Origin of the sequence: Tsukamurella paurometabola DSM 20162 (assembly GCF_000092225.1) — a bacterium.
Taxonomy (GTDB): Bacteria; Actinomycetota; Actinomycetes; order Mycobacteriales; family Mycobacteriaceae; genus Tsukamurella; species Tsukamurella paurometabola.
Genome location: NC_014158.1, coordinates 2,259,374 through 2,277,182, shown reverse-complemented (window position 1 = coordinate 2,277,182; position 17,809 = coordinate 2,259,374). Strand labels below are relative to the sequence as shown.

Here is a 17,809-nt window from a genome sequence, read left to right as displayed (position 1 = left end):
TCAGGTACTCACACGCGCCAGCGCTTCGGCGGCGGTGACGTTCCCGGCCGTCGTCAGGTCCAGATTCGCGATCGACGCCGCGTGCACCGCCGGATCGGCGGCAGCCACACAGTCCTCGACCACGTGCACCGTCAGCCCCAAATCGGTGCCGTGCCGGGCGGTTTGCTCCACGGTGAGATTGGTCGCGACTCCAGTGACGAAGAGGGTGTCGACGCCGTGTGCCGCGAGCCACTGGGTCACCGGGCCCGCGAGTCCGGACAGTCGCTGGTTGTCGTAGACCGCAGTCGGTTGATCGCGCATCGCGGCGATGATGCGCGCACCGTCGGCATCGGGTCGGAACGCCTCCTGCGCGTCGCCGACGGCCCGCATGAACGCGGTGTTCCGCACGAGATCACCCTCATCCTCAGGCACGGTGAAGCGGGTGAAGAGCACCGGAACGCCCGCCTCGCGTGCCGCGTCGTGGAAGGCCGCGGCCCGGTCCACTACTCCGGACTCCGCGACCGGCCCCGCCAGCATCGAGCCGAAGAAGCCCTCCGGTTCGATCACGTTGATCTGCCAATGCAGGGCGAGGATGGCGGCGGTCATTCCTCGATCATGCCCCGGTACCTCACAACGCGGCCAGGAAGTCCCGTACATCGCCCGCCCACCGCGCGCCCTCGTCGGCGGTGAAGACGTGCCCCGCGCCGGGGTACTCGACCACGCGAGCACCGCGGATCGCCCCGAACTCGCGGCTGATCTCCGCGGGCACCAGGCGGTCGCCGCCACTGACCACGACGAGCGCCGGAACGTCGATTCCGGGCAGTTGCTCGGTCACGTCGACCCGTCCCACCAGTTCCATGTGATCGGGCATCCCCGGCGGCATCGTCGCGGTGATCCCGGTCCGGGTGGCCCGTTCCTCATCGGCGGTGAGCGATCGGAGCGCGGTATCGGAGGCGACGGCCGAGAGGATCGCCCCCGCGAGAGCGTCGTGTGCCCCGGCGGCGGCCAGCGCCCGGAAGGCATCGCTCGCCGTGCGCACCCGCACGTCGGCCCGGGCCAGCCCCACGGTGAGGACCAGCGCCGAGACGTGCTCCGGATGCCTGCGCGCCGCCGTCACCGCGACGGCCGCGCCCAACGACATGCCGATCACCGGGAACCGGGCGGCCCCACGGGCTACCGCCGCCGCGACGACGGTGTCCGCGAGCCGGTCGAGTTCCAGCCGATCCGCGGCCCTGGGGGTACCACCGGCCCCGGGCCAGTACGGGCCCACGAACCGGTACCCGCCGATGGCGTCCATGAGCGGGCCGAAGTTCTCGACCACACCCCCGCCCGCGCCGTGCGCCAGCGCGACGACGGGGCCCGTGCCCCGATCGACCACGTGTGCACCGGTCTCGGTGAGGATCTGCACTGCCTGTTCGGAATACATGCATGCAGTGTCGGGGTTGACGCCGGTGTGAAGGTCAAGGGCGAGTTGCTCATCGGCGAGTTGTCGCAGGTCACGGGGGCGAGCGCACGGTCACTGCGGTACTACGAGGAGAAGGGCCTGCTGGCGTCGCGCCGGACGGCGGCCGGCTACCGGGTCTACGATCGCGACGCCGTGACCCAGGTGCGCCGCATCCGGGGGCTGCTGGATGCAGGATTCGACTCGGCTGCCATCGCCGTCGTTCTGCCGTGTGTACGCGAGGACGACGGCGCCGTCGACCTGTGCCCCGCGGTCGAGGCCACGATGCGCGCGACCCTGGCCCGGATCGATGCCGAATTCGACGACCTCGCGCGGCGCCGCCGGGAAGTGCGAGCGCTACTCAGCTCGCCGGCCGCCGACTGAGCAGGTAATCGCCGCCGAACGCCACGGCTACACCGGGTACCACGTTCATCAGCAGGATCGGGAACTCCTCACCGAACGAATAGCCGTGACTCATCCCGACCGCCATGTTGATCACCATGGCCACCGTCCACACTGCGGTGAACGCGATCGCCGCCTTCCTGGTCCCGATCGAGGGCACTGTGCGGCCGACGGCGAGGAACACCAGAGCGAGGACGATGCCGAGGGAAACGATGATCACTGTGCGCACTGCGGAACCTCCGGACTCGGGGATTGCGTCTGCAACCGGTCAGGCGGTCATCATAGGTCGGCGCGCAGGCGCGCGTGGGCCGACGCCGCCGATGGCTCCGTGGGCACCCCGGGCCGCGGCGGGCGGTCGACCATCACCACCTCGACGCCGAGCATCCGCGCCGCTTCGAGTTTCGCGGACACCAGGTCGCCGCCGCTGTTCTTCGTCACCAGTACATCGACCGCGTTCTCGCGCAGCAGGGCCGTCTCTGCGCCGATCAGGTACGGCCCCCGGTCGTGGATCAGGGTGTGTCGCTTCGGCAGCGAGCCCGCCGGGGTGTCGACCACCCGGATCAGGAACCGCCACGCGTCCAACGCCGCGAATGCGTGAACATCCTGCCTCCCGGTGGTGAGGAAGGCCGTCCCGCCCCGGCGCGCGCTCAGTTCCGTTGCGGCGGCGGCCACCGTGGGCACGCGGGTCCACCGGTCCCCCGGTGCCGCCGACCATTGCGGGCGGACCACGGCGAACACTGGTGTGCCCGTGCGCTGCGCCGCCGCGGCGGCATGGCGGGAGATCGTCGCCGCGAAGGGGTGGGTCGCATCGACCAGCACGTCGATGCCGGACAGGAATGCCGTCAGCCCATCAACACCTCCGAATCCGCCGATCCGGGTCTGCCCGACCGGCAGCCGAGGATTCGCTACCCGCCCCGCTAGCGAGCTGAGCACCGCGAAGTCGTCGTCCTCGTCCAGCAGCTGTGCCAACTCCCGGGCCTCGGCGGTGCCGCCGAGTATCAGGACCCGGATCGGCCGGCCCGTCAATGGCTCGCCCCGGGCGCGCGGAGTCGCGCGGCCGAGTACAGATAGCTGTCCACGACGGTCTCGGCATCGAGGACACGGCCGACGAAGATGACCGCGGTCTTGGAGATCCCGGCTTCCGTGAGCCGCTGCGGGAGGTCGGCCAGACGGCACCGGACGATCTGCTGCTCGGGTCGGCTGGCGAACGCCACTACCGCCACCGGACAGTCGGCACCGTAATGCGGGACCAGTTCGGCCGTCAGCTCGGGGCCGCGATGGGCGGCCAGGTGGAGCGCCAGGGTCACACCGGTGGCCGCGAGCGACGCGAGGTCCTCCCCCGGGGGCATATCGGTCGAGAGCGTTGATACCCGGGTCACCAGAAGCGACTGCCCCACACCCGGCACCGTCAGCTCCCGGTGCAGCGCTGCGGACGCCGCCGCGAACGCCGGCACCCCCGGGATCACCTGGTAGGGCACGCCCGCTGCATCCAACCGGGCCGCCTGCTCCGTGAACGCCGAATACAGGGACATATCACCCGAGTGCAGCCGTGCCACATCGTGACCCGCATGATGCGCCGCCACCATCTCGGAGACGATGTCGTCCAGCGGCATCCGCGCCGTATTCACCAACCGGGCGCTCGACGGGCAGCGATCCAGCATCTCCTGGGGCACGAGGGAACCCGCGTAGAGGCACACCGCGCACCGGGCCAGCAGTTCCGCGCCACGCAGTGTCAGTAGATCAGGTGCCCCGGGACCTGCGCCGATGAAGTAGACGGTCACACTTCCTCTTTCACGTAGATCCACTGCACCACGGGGCGCCGCGGCTCCCATGCGGTCCCGGCCCCCAGTGGGCGCTGATCGGCCACGGTGTAAGACCGCAGTGCGCCACCGAATCGGGCACAGAGCAGAGCGGCCCGCGTCTGGCCCTCGACGGTGACGGTATTCGCGACGAGCCGCCCGCCCGGCGGCAGGATACCGACGCACGCCGCGGCCAGCGTCTCGGTGAGACCGCCGCCGATGAAGATCGCATCCGGCCGCGGTAGGTCGGTGGACAGATCCGCGGAATCGGCGACCACCACCTCGTTGCGGACGCCCGCGCGAGCCGCATTGCGCCGCACACGATCCGCCCGGTCGGCGCGCCGCTCTACCGCCACGACGGAGCCGCCCGCGGCCAAGGCCCAGCTGATCCCGACCGACCCCGAGCCCGCGCCGAAGTCCCACACCCAGCCCGAGGAGGGGCGCAATGCGGCCACCGTCACTGCGCGGATGTCGGATTTGGTGATCTGCCCGTCGTGCTCGAATTCGAAGGGCACAGCCCCCGCGCGCGGTTCGACGGCCACCACGTTGAGATCGTCGACCCCGGCTCCGCGGTGCCAAGGCCGAACGCGCTCCCGTTCACCCCCGAGCTGTTCGAGCACCGTCAGGTCGGCGGCGAGTGCCGCCTCGGCGAGCAGATCCGCGAGCGCGTCCGGGGTGGCCCCCGACTCGCTGAGCGCGATCACCCGCCGCCCGGCACGCACCGCTTGCACCAGGGGTGCGGGATCTCGGGCCACGGCGGACACCACCACCACGTCCTGCGCGGGCCACCCCAGTCGTGCGCAGGCGAGCGCGAAGGATGACAGGTGAGGCAGCACGCGCAACACCAGGTCGGGCCGGTGCCTGGTGAGGGTCGCGCCGATTCCGTAGAACATCGGATCGCCACTGGCCAGCACGTGCTCGCCGGGCCGTACCGACGCCAACCCCGGAATCATCGGCGAGGGCCACGGTCGCAGATCCGCGGCCAGGTCCGCGGGGAGATACTGCAATTGGCGAGGTGCACCATGGATCACCCTGGCACGCTGCAATTCCTGACGAGAACCCTCGGTGAGGCCGGACCAGCCGTCGGCGCCGATGCCCACCACCACGACCGTCATCGTGGCAACCGCCGCCACACCGCCTGGGGCACGAACCGCAATCCCGCGTACAGCGGGCGCAGTACCGGCGGAATCCACACCACTCGCCGTCCCCGGCGCAGTGCCCTCACGGTCGCGTCGGCCACCTGCGGTGCAGTGCGGCTGAACGGCGCGGGTGTGACGCCGGAGGCCATGAGGTCACGGGTCATCGCGCCGATGATGAACCCTGGGCGAGCGAGCAGCACCTGAATACCGGAGCCGTGCAACGAATCCGTGAATCCCTGGACGAACCCGTCGAGTCCTGCCTTCGTGCTGCCGTATACGTAGTTCGCCTTCCGGACCCGGACCCCGGCCACCGAACTGAACGCGATGATCGCGCCCCGTCGACCCGCGCGCTGGTCCTGCTCGCGCACCAGGTTCGCCAGGCCCAACAGGATCGACACCTGGGCCACGTAGTCGGTCTGCGCGATCTGCACCGCGTGCGTGGGATCGGCCTCCGCCCGCGCCTGATCTCCGAGGATGCCGAAGGCAACGATCGCCACACCGATCCGCCCGAACCGGTCGGCGACCTCGTCGAGGAACAGCCCGTGCTGCTCCGTCCGGTCCGCGTCGAACTCCACCGGGAAGACACCGGTGGCGCCCGCGGCTCGCAGCGTCTCGATCTGCGCGTCGAGGTCGCTCGACCGGCGCGCGGCCAACACCACATCGCGGCCGGGTGCGATCCGTCGCGCGACCTCCAGGCCCACCTCGCTGCGCCCACCGAGCAGTAGCACCGCACCGTCGGGCATTCCTTGCCGAGTCACCGCACCAGACTAGGCCCCGGCTACCGTGGCAGGTGTGACAGACCTCAACGCGGACGCCCTGACCTTCGTCACCGAACGCCACCTCGCGACATTGAGCACGCTGCGCGCAGACGGCACTCCGCACACGGTGGCCATCGCCTTCACCTACGACGCCGACGCGGGGCTGGTGCGCGTGATCACCTCCGGCGGGAGTCAGAAGGCGCGCAACGCCGAACGCGGTGGCTATGCCGCCGTCACCCAGGTCGACGGTGGCCAATGGATCACCCTGGAAGGTCCGGCCCGGGTGTACACCGATCGGGAGCACGTCCGCGAGGCGGAGCGCCGTTACGCCCTGCGCTATCGCGTGCCGCGGGAGAATCCGCAGCGTGTGGTCATCGAGATCGATGTGACCCGCGTGCTGGGTTCGCCTGGACTGCGTAGCTAGCGCGCGGGCACGCTCCCGTCCATGTCCTCCAGTGATTTGCCGCGCGTCTCCGGCACGAACCGGTACACGAAGAACAGGGACAGCAGGGCGAACAGCGCGTACAGCCCGTAGGCCAGCGTCAGATTGCCCTCCATCTTCGGGAAGGTGACGGTGATGGCCCAGTTCGCCGCCCATTGCGCGGCCGCCGCGAGCGACAGTGCGGCGCCACGGATCCGGTTCGGGAACATCTCGCCGAGGAGCACCCACACCACTGGACCCCAGCTGACACCGAAGAAGATCACGAACAGATTCGCAGCGATGAGAGCGATCACGCCGACTGCGCCTCCGAGCGCCGGCGCGCCGTCGGCGCCGATCGTCGCGGTACTGAAGCAGACCGCCATCGTCGCCAGCGAGACGGCCATGCCGATCGAACCGATCAGCAGCAGCGGCCGCCGCCCGATCCGGTCGACCAGCAGAATCGCGACGATGGTCACCAGGACGTTCACGATCGAGGTGAAGACGCTGATGATGTTCGACTGGGATTCCTTGAAGCCCACCGCCTGCCACAGCATGTTCGAGTAGTAGAAGATCACGTTGATCCCCACGGCCTGCTGGAAGATCGACAGCAGCAGGCCCACCCAGACGATCGGGTACACACCGCCGCCGGGCTTGATCAGATCGCGCCAGGAGTGCTTCTGTTCACCGGCGAGGCTCTCCTCGATCCGATGCACGGTGATATCGAGGTTCTTCTCGCCCAGGAGCATCGACAACACCCGGCGGGCCTCCGGAATGCGATGACGCGCCACCAGATACCGGGGCGATTCCGGGATCATCGTCGAGGCGACGCCGTACACGATGGCGGGGATCGCCATCACCAGGAACATCCATCGCCACGCCTCCAGTCCCAGCCAGAGCTCGTTCGACGCACCGCCCGCGAGTGAGGCCAGCAACCAGTCGATCAACAACGACAGGAAGATGCCGAGCACGATCGCCATCTGCTGCAGGGAGCCGAGGCGGCCGCGGATCCGCGCCGGGGAGACCTCCGCGATGTACGCCGGAGCGATCACCGAGGCCACGCCCACGCCGATGCCGCCGACGATCCGGAAGACGATGAGCACCCACAGGTCGTAGGCGAAGGCACACCCCACCGCGCTGGCCAGGAACAGGATCGCCGCGATCTGCATCACCCGCAGCCGGCCGATGCGATCGGCGATCCGGCCCGCTGTCATGGCGCCCGCAGCAGCGCCCAATAGCGCAGAAGCTACGGCGAACCCGAGTGTGTAGCCGTGGATGTCGAAGTAGCCCTCGATGGCTTTCGTGGCGCCGTTGATGACGGCGCTGTCGTACCCGAAGAGCAAGCCGCCCATCGCCGCGACCACGGCGATCTGGATGACCCGCCCGCTGTTGCCGTCGCCCTCCTCGTAGATGGACGGTTCGTCGGGCGTGGCTCCGCCGCCGTGGGTCATGCGGGATCCTCCTGTGAGAAGTCGATTCGAGCCCCGGGATATCCCATGGCTACAGCACCGTCAGGCCGTGCGGGCGCGTATTCACCGGCTCGCATCCGTCCTCGGTGACGATCACGATATCTTCGATCCTCGCTCCCCACGAACCCCGGAAGTAGATGCCCGGTTCGATCGAGAAGGCCATGCCCGGCTCGACCGGGAGTTCGTTTCCCGCGACCACGTACGGCTCTTCGTGCACTGACAGGCCGATTCCGTGGCCGGTGCGATGGACGAAGTACTCGCCGAGTCCGGCGTCGGTGAGCAGCGCGCGGCCCGCCGCGTCGATCGACTCCGCACTCACTCCCGGCCGCACCGCGGCGACCGACGCCGCCTGCGCGCGTTCTAAGACCGCGTATTGCTGCGCGATATCGGCGGCGGGCTCGCCCATCGAGTAGGTGCGTGTCGAATCCGAGTTGTAGCCCGAGGGCAGAGGTCCGCCGATATCGACGACGACCACATCACCGGCCTCGATCACGCGGTCGGAGACCTCGTGATGCGGATCGGCACCGTGCGGGCCCGAACCGACGATGACGAAGGCAGCTACCGTATGCCCCTCCTCGACGATCGCGGCGGCGATGTCGTCGGCCACCTCGCGCTCGGTGCGCCCCACCTTCAGGATGTCGGGAACGCGGGCATGCACCCGGTCGATCGCGGCGCCCGCGGCCCGCAGCTCGTCGATTTCGGCTCGGTCCTTGATCATTCGCAGCCGCCGCAGCACACCGGTCGCCAACTCGGCGGAGACGCCGCGTTCGAGCAGAGGCACCAGGTGCAGCGCCGGAACTGCGTCACCCACCGCGATCCGCTCCGCCCCGGCGAACCGGTCGACGACGAGTGCGTACGGGTCGGCCCCGTCGACCCAATCGGTGACTGTCAGCTCGACCCCGGCGTCGGCGAGGCCCGGCACCGCGGACTCGGTAAGGATCGCCAGCTCCAGTCGCGGCAGTACCAGCGCGAATCCGTCCGCGGTGATCACCAATGCGGTCAGTCGCTCGAAGGATTCGCTGACGATGCCGGTGAGATAGGCGAGATCGGGACCGGGTGTGATCACCAGCGGGGTCCCCGCTGCGGTGCCGAGTTGTTGAGCCCGAGTGAGACGGTTCGCGTACACGGAGGCGGGGAAGGAAGTCATGGATCCATACTCTCACTGCCCGGGCGACGTCCGTGGCGGACCTGCGAGCGTCGGCCGTGTGTCACGATGACTCCCGTGACCAACGATGCCGCCCCCGCTCGGCCGCTGATGCTGCTCGATTCGGCGGGCCTGTGGTTCCGCGCCTACTACGCGATCCCGGACAAGGTGAAAGCCGCCGACGGGCGATCGGTGAACGCACTGCGCGGCTTTCTCGATATGACGTCCCAGTTGATCGCGACGCATCGGCCCGGTCGGTTGGTGGCCTGCCTGGATTTGGACTGGCGGCCGGCCTTCCGCGTGGACCTGCTGCCCACGTACAAGACGCACCGGGTGGCCGAAGACGCCGAGGACGGCGCCGAGGAGGTGCCCGATACGCTGGCTCCGCAGGTCGACATGATTCTCGAGGTGCTCGACGCCGTCGGCATCGCGACCGCAGGTGCCGAGGGGCTCGAAGCCGACGACGTGTTGGGGACGTTGGCGGCGCAGGAACAGGTGGACCCGGTGATCGTGGTCTCCGGTGACCGGGACCTGCTGCAGGTCGCGGACGACACGCCGCCGCCGGTGAAGTGTCTGTACATCGGCCGCGGTATCGCCAAGGCGGAGATGTTCGGTCCTGCCGAGGTGGCGGAGAAGTACGGGCTTCCTGCGGACCGCGCGGGCGAGGCCTACGCCGAGCTGGCGTTGCTGCGGGGCGACCCCTCCGACGGACTGCCAGGAGTGCCCGGCATCGGTGAGAAGACGGCCTCGAAACTGTTGTTGCAGTACGGATCCTTGGCCGCGATCCGGGACGCCGCCGCCCAGCAGCCGTCACCGTTGCCGGCCCGAGCCGCCGCCTCGATCGTGAACTCGTCCGACTACCTCGATGCCGCGTGGGACGTGGTGTGGGTGCGGCGCGCGGCCGACGTCGCGGTATCGGGGCCGGACGCAGTGCCCGCAGAACCGCGTGATCCGCAGCGCCTGGCCGAGTTGGCCGTGGAGCTGCGGATCGGTGCGCAGGTGGAGCGGTTGCTGGCAGCGCTGCGGAACTGAGCCGGGCCGGCGTCAGTTCGGTGCGCCCACCTGGTACTTGCCGTCGCTGTCGAGAACCTTGACGTCCACGGTGCGCTGCTTACCGCTGATCGTGGCATCGCAGGTGAAAGTGCTCCCCTCCTTCACCTTCACGCCGTCGGTGTTGCACTTGACGTCCTTGGTGTCGGACTCGTTGTAGTTCTCCTTCAGCACCTTGGTGACCCCCTCGTTCACCGCGCCGTTGTCGAACTTCTTGCCGAAGAAGGCGTCGGTGAAATAGCCGACGAGGACCACGATCACCACGATCGCGATGACGACCGCGGCGCCGATCCCGATGATCAGTCCGTTCTTCGACTTCTTCGGTGCGCCCGGCATCCCGGGTGCGCCCGCGTACTGCGGGACGAACTGGCCGTAGGGCTGACCGGGCTGGCCCGGGTATCCGAACTGACCGGAGTGCTGACCGGGCTGCGGCTGACCGGGCTGGCCCTGCGGATACTGGCCGGGCTGGCCCTGTGCCCCCGGCCACTGTCCACCGAACTGGGGGGCGATCTGGGTCTGGTCTGCACCCGGCGCGGCGTAGGGCTGCCCGGCGGGCGGCTGGCCGCCGAACTGTGGAGTGATCTGCGTCTGATCGGAGCCCTGCGGGGGCTGGCCGGGCTGACCCGGTTGCTGCCAGCCCTGCTGTGCCCACTGGTTCGGGTCCTGCGGGTTGCTCATCGGTCCACTCCTCCCCGGTCGGCGGGCGAGGACACCTACCGACTACTACGCGTGTGGGTTCAACGTACCGGATCAGGCACCGGATTCGGCGACGACGCCGCGCCGAATCCCGGCGATCGCAGCCGTCGCGACCGCGGCGAGACCGGGCCGGGTCTGCAGTGAGGTCTGGCGGATCTGGTCGAGCAGGTCGATCACCTGCCGGCACCACCGGACGAAGTCACCAGCAGGCAGCGGTTGACCCCGTTCACCGGCGGCGATGAGCGTGGCGGCGAGGGTGCCCCCGCCCGCCCACTGATACATCGGAGCGACGAATCCGACGTCGGGTTCGCGACTGGGTTCGAGCCGGTGCGCCGCCTCGGCCGCGACGATGTCGGTCCATCGATCGGCGATGTCGCGGACCGCCGAACGCACCCCGCCCGGAACTCGCTCGCCGGTCAGGATGGCGCCGCCGCGGTCGCCCCGGGACTCGAACACCATCGCCGAGACCACGGCCGCGAGCTCGGCCGGAGCGAGACCGTCGAAGACTCCGTCCTCGATGCACTCGCACACCAGGAGATCGGATTCGCTGTACACCCGGGCCAACCGGTGCCCCGCCTCGGTGAGCACCACGTCACCGTCGACCGTCTCCAGATAGCCGCGATCGTCGAGCAGAGCAACGATCCGCTCGAAGGTGACCGCGAGCGATGAGGTGGTGGCACGGACGGTCGCGGCGGCGGCCGTCGTCTCGCGCTCGAGCCGCGCGTACCGCTCGGCGAGCCGGTCGAGTTCGGCTGCCCGCTGTCCGGTGTGTGCGGGATGCGCACGCATTTGCGCACGGAGGTCTGCGAGCTCTCCGTCCGTCGCGGCCGGGCGGGCCGCCTTGGCCTGCTGCCGTGGCGCGGAGATTCCGCTGTTCCGCAGTGTCGAAGCCAAGTCGCGCTTACCGCGCCCCGACCGGTAGTCGGCGTTCTTCGGCACCCGGAGCGTGCCCAGCACGGGGAGGTCGCCGACGAAGTCCGATGCGCCGACCCTGCCCGACCAGCCGCTCTCGGTGACCACGACCGGCTTGGGATCGCGGCGATCTCCGGATGGCTCCACGACGAGTGCCAATCCGCGGCGTTTGCCGCCGGTGACCGCGACCACATCGCCCCGGCGCAGCTCGCCCAACGCGGTGGCGGCACCGTCACGCCGATCGGACAGGTGCTGGCGCCGCAGCGAACGCTCGCGGCTGCGCACGGCTTCACGCAGCCGGACGTATTCGAGGTAGTCGGCGCCGCCTGCCGCATCGGTGATCTGCGCACGCAGCTGATCGAGTTCCTTCTCACCGCGCTGCACCCGCTTGGCGAGGCCCACGACCGAGCGATCGGCCTGGAATTGGGCGAAGCTCGCTTCGAGCAGCCGTTCCGCCCCGGCCCGTCCGAGTCGATCGACCAGGTTGATCGACATGTTGTAACCGGGCGTGAACGAACTGACGAGAGGGAAGGTGCGAGCGCCCGCGAGCCCGGCCACCTCCTGCGGCCGGACCCCGGTCTGCCAGAGCACCACGGCGTGGCCCTCAACGTCGATACCGCGCCGGCCGGCGCGGCCGGTGAGCTGGGTGTACTCCCCCGGTGTGAGTTCGTTGTGGGTCTCCCCGTTGAACTTCACGAGCCGTTCGAGAACCACGGTGCGGGCGGGCATGTTGATCCCCAGCGCCAGGGTCTCGGTCGCGAAGACGGCGCGCACCAGGCCCTTGACGAAGAGTTCCTCGACGGCGTGCCGGAATGCCGGCAGCATCCCGGCGTGGTGAGCGGCGAACCCCCGCGTGAGCGCGGCGCGCCACTCCTCGAAGCCGAGCAGTTCCAGATCGGCGGGAGAGAACTCGGCGACGTGCTTGTCGATGATCGCGCCGATCTCCGCGGCCTGGTCCTGCGTGGTGAGCACGACCGGGGAGCGCAGACACTGGGTGAGCGCCTGCTCGCAGCCGGCGCGCGAGAAGACGAACGTGATGGCGGGTAGGAGCCCCTCGGCATCGAGGAGCGCGATCACCTCGGGGCGCGGAATGGGGCGCCGGGTGGCCTGTGGCCTGCCGCGTCCGGCACGCCGTCCCGTGGGGCTGACGATGCCGGGGTCGCGGCTGCGGTCGAGCGATTCGCGTTGCTTGACGTAGCGCACCAGAGCGGCGTCGAGAACCAGCGCGTTCTTACCGCCGGATTCCTGGGAGGCGCGCAGCGCCCTGGTGTCGAACAGATCGAACAGGCGGCGTCCCACCAGCATGTGCTGCCACAGCGGAACGGGACGCTTCTCGTCGACGATGACGGTCGTATCGCCGCGGACCTCGGTGATCCAGGCGCCGAACTCTTCGGCGTTGGAGACCGTCGCGGACAGGCTGACCAGCCGAACATCGGCAGGGAGGTGCAGGATCACCTCCTCCCAGACGGCGCCACGGAACCGGTCGGCGAGGTAGTGCACCTCGTCCATCACCACGTGACTCAGTCCGTCCAGCGTGGGCGAATCCGCGTAGAGCATGTTGCGCAGCACTTCGGTCGTCATCACGACCACGGGAGCGTGCGAGTTGATCGACGTATCGCCGGTGAGCAGGCCCACCTTGTCGGCACCGTACCGGGCCACGAGCTCCGCGTGCTTCTGGTTCGAGAGTGCTTTGATCGGCGTGGTGTAGAAGCACTTCGTGCCGCCGGCGAGTGCCAAGTGCACCGCGAACTCACCCACCACCGTCTTGCCGGCGCCGGTGGGGGCGCACACCAGTACGCCGTGCCCGTTCTCGAGGGCGGCGCAGCCGTCGCGCTGGAACGGGTCGAGGGTGAAGTCGAGGCGCTCGGCGAACAGCTCCAGTTCAGAGGACGTCATCGAGCCCCGAACGCGGGATCGAGTTGCGCATCAGTGTCTCGGGCGGGGCGATTGTCGAGGCGCCGCCCACGTCGCTCCCCGACGGTGCCGCCGAGGCCCCGATGGGCTGTGGCGCGGCAGGTGTCGGCGAGGCGGTCTCGTCGTCGATATCGCCCTCCCAGCCGTCGGTTGGGTTGCGCTTCGACTTGAGCCGATCGTGGAACCGAGCGAACTGGATCGACAGCTCCAACAACACGGCCAGCGCCGCACCCAGCGCGAGCATCGTGAATGGATCGCCCGACGGGGTGATGACAGCGGAGAAGATGAACATCGACAGCAGCAGGCCGCGACGCCACTTCTTGAGCTTGGTGTAGGGCAGGACGCCGACCAGGTTGAGGGCGATGATGAACAGTGGCAGTTCGAAGCTCACGCCGAAGATGGCCATGACGGTGAGGACGAAGCTGAAGTACTGCGGCCCTTGGAGGGCGGTCACCTGGGTCTCATTGCCCACGGTGAGGAAGAAGCTGAAGGCGCTCGTGATCATCAGGTAGCCGAGCACGGCGCCGCTGATGAACAGCGTCCCGCCGAGCCCCACGAACGCCACCGTGTACCGCTTCTCCTTGCGGTGCAGCGCCGGCACGATGAACGCCCAGATCTGATACAGCCACATCGGGCAGGCGAGCACGATGCCGGTCGCGACGGCCACTTTCAGACGCAGGTTGAACTGATCGAACACGCCGGTGGCGAGCAGGCGGCATTCGCCACCGCGGGTGATCTCGGCACGCGAGGTCGCGGGGAGATCGCAATAGGGCCCGGTCAGCAGGTGACCGGTGGACGGAAGCCCGAACGGACCATGGCTATACCAGTAGAACCCGACGATCGAGGTCACGACGATGGCCGCCAGCGACCACAACAACCGGGCGCGGAGCTCGAAGAGATGCTCCACGATCGACATCGTGCCGTCGGGGTTGACGACGGCACGGCGCCGCCGTGGATCGAACGGAATCTTCACGGGGTGCTTTCCGGGGGGTTCCTCCCCGCTAGGCCGACTTGCGGTCGGCCTCCTGCGGATCGACAGTCTGCACGTCGATCGGCTTATCGGTGACCTGGGGCGCGGGCTTGTCGGCCTCGGTCTTGGTGCCCTCGGTCTTCATCTCGTCCATCTCGCTCTTGAAGATGCGCATCGAACGGCCGAGACCGCGCGCGGCGTCCGGCAACTTCTTGCCGCCGAACAGCAAGAGCAGGACGACGGCGATGACGATCCACGCCCAGGGAGAGTGGGTGATGCCCATGATGATGCCTCACTTCGTTCGAGATTTCTCATTCGAGACTACCGGACCCGGTGCCCGTCTCCCGCCCCTGTTCGACGCGGTCGAGGTGTCCACTTCATGAATAGTTCGCCAGCCCTTCCGCGGCTCGTGCGGCCACCGCTCGGGCCAGCGACACGGGCTCGCGGACGGCGAGTTCGCCGCCGAAGCTCAGGACGAAGCGCACCATCCAGGATTCGGTCGCGTAGGGCATGGTCGCGACGACAGTTCCCTGATCGCCGTCCCCCACCACCGTGAAGGGGTGGTACTCCAGCGCCCATGCCGCACCGGGCGCAACCTCCACCGTGGCGGTCGTCAGATCGTCCGCGGCGGCACCGTCGAACAACCCGGACGCGGGCTCGACGTGCTCGGGCACCCGTGCCGGTTCGTCGAGCACGCGCGCCTGGTCGATCCGGTCCAGTCGGAACATGCGCAGGCCCTCGCTGCGGCGGCACCAGGCCTGGAGGTAGGTGTGCCCGTCGAAGGTGTCGACGGCGATCGGGTCCACATCGCGCTCGGTGGTGGTGTCCCGGGTGGCCGAGTAATAGCGCAGATGCAAGGCGCGGTCGTCGCGGAGCGCGGCGTGCACGGCGGCCGCGATCTCGGTATCGCGGTCGTCGCGGGTGCGCGTCCCATCGATCGAGGCCACGGTGTCACGTCCCGCTCCGGCCACCGCGGCCTCGAGCTTGGCGATCGCCCGGAGCACCGCAGCGGGATCCGCCACGCCGGGCGAGTCCGCGAGCGCGCGCAGAGCCAGGAGCAGCGACGCCGCCTCGGCCCCGGTCAGTTTGAGTGGGCGATCGATACGGGCGCTGAAGCCGATGTCGACACCCGACTCGTCGTAGTCGATCTCGATCAGATCACCCGGGTACATGCCCGGTAGGCCACACATGGTGAGCCCGGTGAGGTCTTTGCGGAGTTGTGTGACGGTGACCCCGAGGTCGGCGGCGGCGCGGTCCAGATCGGCATCCGGGTGGGTCCGGAAGTACGGGATCACGTTGAGCCAGCGGGCCAGGCGCTGCATCTGCCGGCTTGGCTGTTTGGGCTGGGTCATCGGCTCACCCCTGCGAGCGCGCGCAGGCGGCCGGTCACCGCGTCCCGTAGTCCCTCGGGTTCGAACACGACGGCATCGGGGCCGAGGCCGGTGACCTCGCGGGCGAGTGCATCGACGGAGCGCACCTCGATGGTGAGTTCGGCGCCGGGGCGGCCGCGGAATTCTGCATCGACCTGTGTGGACGCGAGGCGGCGCAGGCCGTCGCCGCGGCCGCGCGCCACCCAGAGCCGTGCCGTGCCCACCGGATCGCGTTCGGCGACGGTGGCCACGACGTGGGCGTGCAAGTCGAAACCGTCGGGTGGCCGGATGGTGGCTGGACGGTCCAACACTGCTCCCCCGCGGACCCGCGAGAGTTTGAACGTGCGGACGGCGCCGCGGTCCACATCGTGGCCGACGGCGTAGGCGTTGCCCCGGAAGGTGACCACGCCCCACGGGTGCAGGGTGCGGTCGATGAAGGGCTGCGTCGGGTTGGCGCGGTGCGCGAACGACACTTGGCGACGCCGATCGATGCCCTCGAGCATGGCGATGAGCGCTGCCTCGGCGCCCCGGTCGGGGGCCAGTGCTGGGCCGACCCCGGCGCCCGGTCCGTCGACGTCGAGCCCGCCGGCGCGGAGCTTCTGCACCGCGGATTGGGCGGCCGAGGACATCTCCGGGGACTGCCACATGGCGGCGGCGACGGCGACGGCCGTGGCTTCCTCGGGATCGAGGTCGATATCGCCGAGCGCGTAGTCGTCGAAGGCGATCCGGTAGCCCTGGGTGGAGTTGATCCGCGATATCGGCGCCACTTCGATCGGTACACCGAGCTCCCGCAGATCCGCCTTGTCGCGCTCGAACATCCGCTCGAAGGCGTCGTCGTCGGAGTCGCGGTCGTATCCGGCCACGTTGGCACGGATGTAGTCCCGATCGACCGGGAACCGCGTGGACAGCAGGCAGATCACCAGGTTCGTCAAGCGCTCGATACGCGAAGTCGCCACGTGTCGATCTTACGTTCTAGGAGTTCGAATCGCTTACATCGACGCGATGAGTCGTTCGACCCGCTCGTCGACGTTGCGGAACGGGTCCTTGCACAGCACGGTGCGCTGGGCCTGGTCGTTCAGCTTGAGGTGCACCCAGTCGACGGTGAAGTCGCGGTTCGCGGCCTGGGCGGCCGTGATGAAGTCGCCTCGGAGCTTCGCGCGGGTGGTCTGCGGCGGCGACTTCACCGCCTCGTCGACTGCTTCGTCGGTGGTGATCCGTGTGGCCAGCCCGCGGCGCTGCAGCAGATCGAAGACGCCGCGACCGCGCTTGATGTCGTGGTACGCCAGGTCGAGCTGGGCGATCTTCGGATCGGAGAGGTCCATCGAGTACTTGTCCTGGTAGCGCTGGAACAGCTTGCGCTTGATCACCCAGTCGATCTCGGTGTCGATACCGGAGAAGTCCTGTGTCTCGACGGCGTCGAGGGTACGGCCCCACAGATCGACGACGCGCGCGAGCTGCTCGTCGGGCTCGCGGGTGGCGAGGTACTCGACCGCCTTGGCGTAGTACTCGCGCTGGATATCGAGCGCGCCGGCCTGCCTGCCGCCGGCGAGCCGGACCTCATGCCGTCCCGTGGTGTCGTGGCTGACCTCGCGGATGGCCCGGATCGGGTTGTCCAGCGAGAAGTCACGGAACTGCACGCCCGCCTCGATCATCTCCAGCACCAGCGTGGCCGTGCCCACCTTGAGCATGGTCGTGGTCTCAGACATGTTGGAGTCGCCCACGATCACGTGCAGCCGTCGGTACTTCTCGGCGTCCGCGTGCGGCTCGTCGCGGGTATTGATGATGGGCCGACTGCGGGTGGTGGCGCTGGAGACGCCCTCCCAGATGTGTTCGGCGCGCTGGCTCAGGCAGTACGTGGCGGTCTTGGGGGTGAGCAGCACCTTGCCTGCGCCGCAGATCAACTGACGGGTCACCAGGAACGGCAGCAGCACATCGGCGATGCGGGAGAATTCACCCACGCGGCCGACGAGGAAGTTCTCGTGGCAGCCGTAGGAGTTGCCGGCCGAGTCGGTGTTGTTCTTGAACAGGTAGATGTCGCCGCCGATTCCTTCGTCCTGGAGGCGTTGTTCGGCGTCGAGTAGCAGATCCTCGAGGACGCGTTCTCCGGCCTTATCGTGGGTCACCAGCTGGAGCACCGAATCGCACTCCGCGGTCGCGTATTCCGGGTGGCTGCCGACGTCGAGGTAGAGGCGCGAGCCGTTCTGCAGGAAGACGTTCGAGCTGCGGCCCCAGGAGACCACCCGCCGGAACAGATATCGCGCGATCTCGTCGGGGCTGAGTCGACGGTGGCCGTGGAAGGTGCACGTGACACCGAACTCGGTCTCGATTCCCATGATTCGCCGCTGCAC

At 68.9% G+C, this 17,809-nt stretch carries 19 protein-coding genes; 3 read left to right on the top strand and 16 right to left on the bottom strand.

Annotation, left to right across the window (positions count from 1 at the left end; translation table 11 throughout):
- Together TPAU_RS10935 and TPAU_RS10930 are read right to left on the bottom strand one after the other, a co-directional pair.
- The gene (locus tag TPAU_RS10935) at positions 1 to 585 is read right to left on the bottom strand and encodes a cysteine hydrolase family protein (protein WP_013126816.1); all 585 of its coding nucleotides are present in this window, start codon (positions 583 to 585) and stop codon (positions 1 to 3) included.
- Positions 586 to 607: 22 nt separating this feature from the next.
- A complete protein-coding gene (locus TPAU_RS10930; RefSeq protein ID WP_013126815.1) occupies positions 608 to 1,405 on the bottom strand; it encodes an alpha/beta fold hydrolase in 798 nt (265 codons plus the stop codon).
- Between the two features lie 27 nt (positions 1,406 to 1,432).
- Between TPAU_RS10930 and TPAU_RS10925 the strand changes: the two genes are divergently transcribed.
- Positions 1,433 to 1,804: a MerR family transcriptional regulator gene (locus TPAU_RS10925; RefSeq protein ID WP_013126814.1), complete on the top strand. Its 372-nt coding sequence runs from the start codon at positions 1,433 to 1,435 to the stop codon at positions 1,802 to 1,804.
- Here the strand turns inward: TPAU_RS10925 and TPAU_RS10920 are convergent.
- The 5 genes from TPAU_RS10920 to TPAU_RS10900 are packed head-to-tail and all read right to left on the bottom strand — an operon-like array spanning position 1,782 to position 5,503.
- Positions 1,782 to 2,051 (bottom strand): hypothetical protein, encoded by a 270-nt coding sequence (locus TPAU_RS10920; RefSeq protein WP_013126813.1) that lies wholly within the window; start codon positions 2,049 to 2,051, stop codon positions 1,782 to 1,784. The genes TPAU_RS10925 and TPAU_RS10920 overlap by 23 nt on opposite strands.
- Positions 2,052 to 2,101: 50 nt before the next feature.
- Positions 2,102 to 2,848 carry a cobalt-precorrin-6A reductase gene (locus TPAU_RS10915; protein ID WP_013126812.1) on the bottom strand — a complete coding sequence of 249 codons (747 nt, stop codon included), beginning with the start codon at positions 2,846 to 2,848 and terminating at the stop codon, positions 2,102 to 2,104.
- Complete coding sequence (gene cobM, locus TPAU_RS10910; RefSeq protein ID WP_013126811.1) at positions 2,845 to 3,603, bottom strand: precorrin-4 C(11)-methyltransferase; 759 nt, start codon at positions 3,601 to 3,603, stop codon at positions 2,845 to 2,847. The genes TPAU_RS10915 and cobM overlap by 4 nt, the downstream gene beginning before the upstream one ends.
- Entirely contained in the window at positions 3,600 to 4,736 is a 1,137-nt protein-coding gene (locus TPAU_RS10905; RefSeq protein WP_013126810.1) for a bifunctional cobalt-precorrin-7 (C(5))-methyltransferase/cobalt-precorrin-6B (C(15))-methyltransferase, read from the bottom strand. The genes cobM and TPAU_RS10905 overlap by 4 nt, the downstream gene beginning before the upstream one ends.
- Positions 4,733 to 5,503 (bottom strand): SDR family NAD(P)-dependent oxidoreductase, encoded by a 771-nt coding sequence (locus TPAU_RS10900; protein ID WP_013126809.1) that lies wholly within the window; start codon positions 5,501 to 5,503, stop codon positions 4,733 to 4,735. The genes TPAU_RS10905 and TPAU_RS10900 overlap by 4 nt, the downstream gene beginning before the upstream one ends.
- 40 nt (positions 5,504 to 5,543) lie before the next feature.
- Here TPAU_RS10900 and TPAU_RS10895 point away from each other — a divergent pair, with 40 nt between their 5' ends.
- On the top strand, positions 5,544 to 5,942 hold the full coding sequence (locus TPAU_RS10895; RefSeq protein WP_013126808.1) for a pyridoxamine 5'-phosphate oxidase family protein: 399 nt from the start codon (positions 5,544 to 5,546) through the stop codon (positions 5,940 to 5,942).
- Here the strand turns inward: TPAU_RS10895 and TPAU_RS10890 are convergent.
- Complete coding sequence (locus TPAU_RS10890) at positions 5,939 to 7,387, bottom strand: sugar porter family MFS transporter (protein WP_013126807.1); 1,449 nt, start codon at positions 7,385 to 7,387, stop codon at positions 5,939 to 5,941. The two genes, TPAU_RS10895 and TPAU_RS10890, sit on opposite strands and share 4 nt — an antisense overlap.
- 49 nt (positions 7,388 to 7,436) lie before the next feature.
- The gene (locus tag TPAU_RS10885; RefSeq protein ID WP_013126806.1) at positions 7,437 to 8,552 is read right to left on the bottom strand and encodes a M24 family metallopeptidase; all 1,116 of its coding nucleotides are present in this window, start codon (positions 8,550 to 8,552) and stop codon (positions 7,437 to 7,439) included.
- A gap of 66 nt (positions 8,553 to 8,618) precedes the next feature.
- On the opposite strand from TPAU_RS10885, the gene TPAU_RS10880 reads away from it, so the two are divergent.
- Positions 8,619 to 9,581 (top strand): 5'-3' exonuclease, encoded by a 963-nt coding sequence (locus tag TPAU_RS10880; RefSeq protein ID WP_013126805.1) that lies wholly within the window; start codon positions 8,619 to 8,621, stop codon positions 9,579 to 9,581.
- Positions 9,582 to 9,593: 12 nt separating this feature from the next.
- Here the strand turns inward: TPAU_RS10880 and TPAU_RS10875 are convergent, their stop codons facing one another.
- The 7 genes from TPAU_RS10875 to pafA form a co-directional block, all read right to left on the bottom strand.
- On the bottom strand, positions 9,594 to 10,277 hold the full coding sequence (locus tag TPAU_RS10875; protein ID WP_013126804.1) for a DUF4333 domain-containing protein: 684 nt from the start codon (positions 10,275 to 10,277) through the stop codon (positions 9,594 to 9,596).
- 72 nt (positions 10,278 to 10,349) lie between these two features.
- Complete coding sequence (locus TPAU_RS10870; RefSeq protein WP_013126803.1) at positions 10,350 to 13,103, bottom strand: DEAD/DEAH box helicase; 2,754 nt, start codon at positions 13,101 to 13,103, stop codon at positions 10,350 to 10,352.
- Entirely contained in the window at positions 13,090 to 14,094 is a 1,005-nt protein-coding gene (gene tatC / locus TPAU_RS10865) for a twin-arginine translocase subunit TatC (RefSeq protein ID WP_013126802.1), read from the bottom strand. Before tatC ends, TPAU_RS10870 begins: the two co-directional genes overlap by 14 nt.
- A 28-nt stretch (positions 14,095 to 14,122) precedes the next feature.
- Positions 14,123 to 14,374 (bottom strand): Sec-independent protein translocase subunit TatA, encoded by a 252-nt coding sequence (gene tatA / locus TPAU_RS10860; RefSeq protein ID WP_013126801.1) that lies wholly within the window; start codon positions 14,372 to 14,374, stop codon positions 14,123 to 14,125.
- A 94-nt stretch (positions 14,375 to 14,468) separates the two neighbouring features.
- Complete coding sequence (locus tag TPAU_RS10855) at positions 14,469 to 15,443, bottom strand: helix-turn-helix transcriptional regulator (RefSeq protein WP_013126800.1); 975 nt, start codon at positions 15,441 to 15,443, stop codon at positions 14,469 to 14,471.
- Complete coding sequence (locus tag TPAU_RS10850; protein WP_013126799.1) at positions 15,440 to 16,417, bottom strand: helix-turn-helix transcriptional regulator; 978 nt, start codon at positions 16,415 to 16,417, stop codon at positions 15,440 to 15,442. The genes TPAU_RS10855 and TPAU_RS10850 overlap by 4 nt, the downstream gene beginning before the upstream one ends.
- A gap of 33 nt (positions 16,418 to 16,450) precedes the next feature.
- Positions 16,451 to 17,809: a Pup--protein ligase gene (gene pafA / locus TPAU_RS10845; RefSeq protein ID WP_187290994.1), complete on the bottom strand. Its 1,359-nt coding sequence runs from the start codon at positions 17,807 to 17,809 to the stop codon at positions 16,451 to 16,453.

Excerpts from the sequence above, each read along its gene's own strand:
- TPAU_RS10935 (WP_013126816.1), bottom strand. The coding sequence starts at position 585 with ATGACCGCCGCCATCCTCGCCCTGCATTGGCAGATCAACGTGATCGAA.
- TPAU_RS10930 (WP_013126815.1), bottom strand. The coding sequence starts at position 1,405 with ATGTATTCCGAACAGGCAGTGCAGATCCTCACCGAGACCGGTGCACAC.
- TPAU_RS10905 (WP_013126810.1), bottom strand. The coding sequence starts at position 4,736 with ATGACGGTCGTGGTGGTGGGCATCGGCGCCGACGGCTGGTCCGGCCTC.
- TPAU_RS10900 (WP_013126809.1), bottom strand. The coding sequence starts at position 5,503 with ATGCCCGACGGTGCGGTGCTACTGCTCGGTGGGCGCAGCGAGGTGGGC.
- TPAU_RS10890 (WP_013126807.1), bottom strand. The coding sequence starts at position 7,387 with ATGACCCACGGCGGCGGAGCCACGCCCGACGAACCGTCCATCTACGAG.
- TPAU_RS10885 (WP_013126806.1), bottom strand. The coding sequence starts at position 8,552 with ATGACTTCCTTCCCCGCCTCCGTGTACGCGAACCGTCTCACTCGGGCT.
- TPAU_RS10880 (WP_013126805.1), top strand. The coding sequence starts at position 8,619 with ATGACTCCCGTGACCAACGATGCCGCCCCCGCTCGGCCGCTGATGCTG.
- TPAU_RS10875 (WP_013126804.1), bottom strand. The coding sequence starts at position 10,277 with ATGAGCAACCCGCAGGACCCGAACCAGTGGGCACAGCAGGGCTGGCAG.
- TPAU_RS10870 (WP_013126803.1), bottom strand. The coding sequence starts at position 13,103 with ATGACGTCCTCTGAACTGGAGCTGTTCGCCGAGCGCCTCGACTTCACC.
- tatA (WP_013126801.1), bottom strand. The coding sequence starts at position 14,374 with ATGGGCATCACCCACTCTCCCTGGGCGTGGATCGTCATCGCCGTCGTC.
- TPAU_RS10855 (WP_013126800.1), bottom strand. The coding sequence starts at position 15,443 with ATGACCCAGCCCAAACAGCCAAGCCGGCAGATGCAGCGCCTGGCCCGC.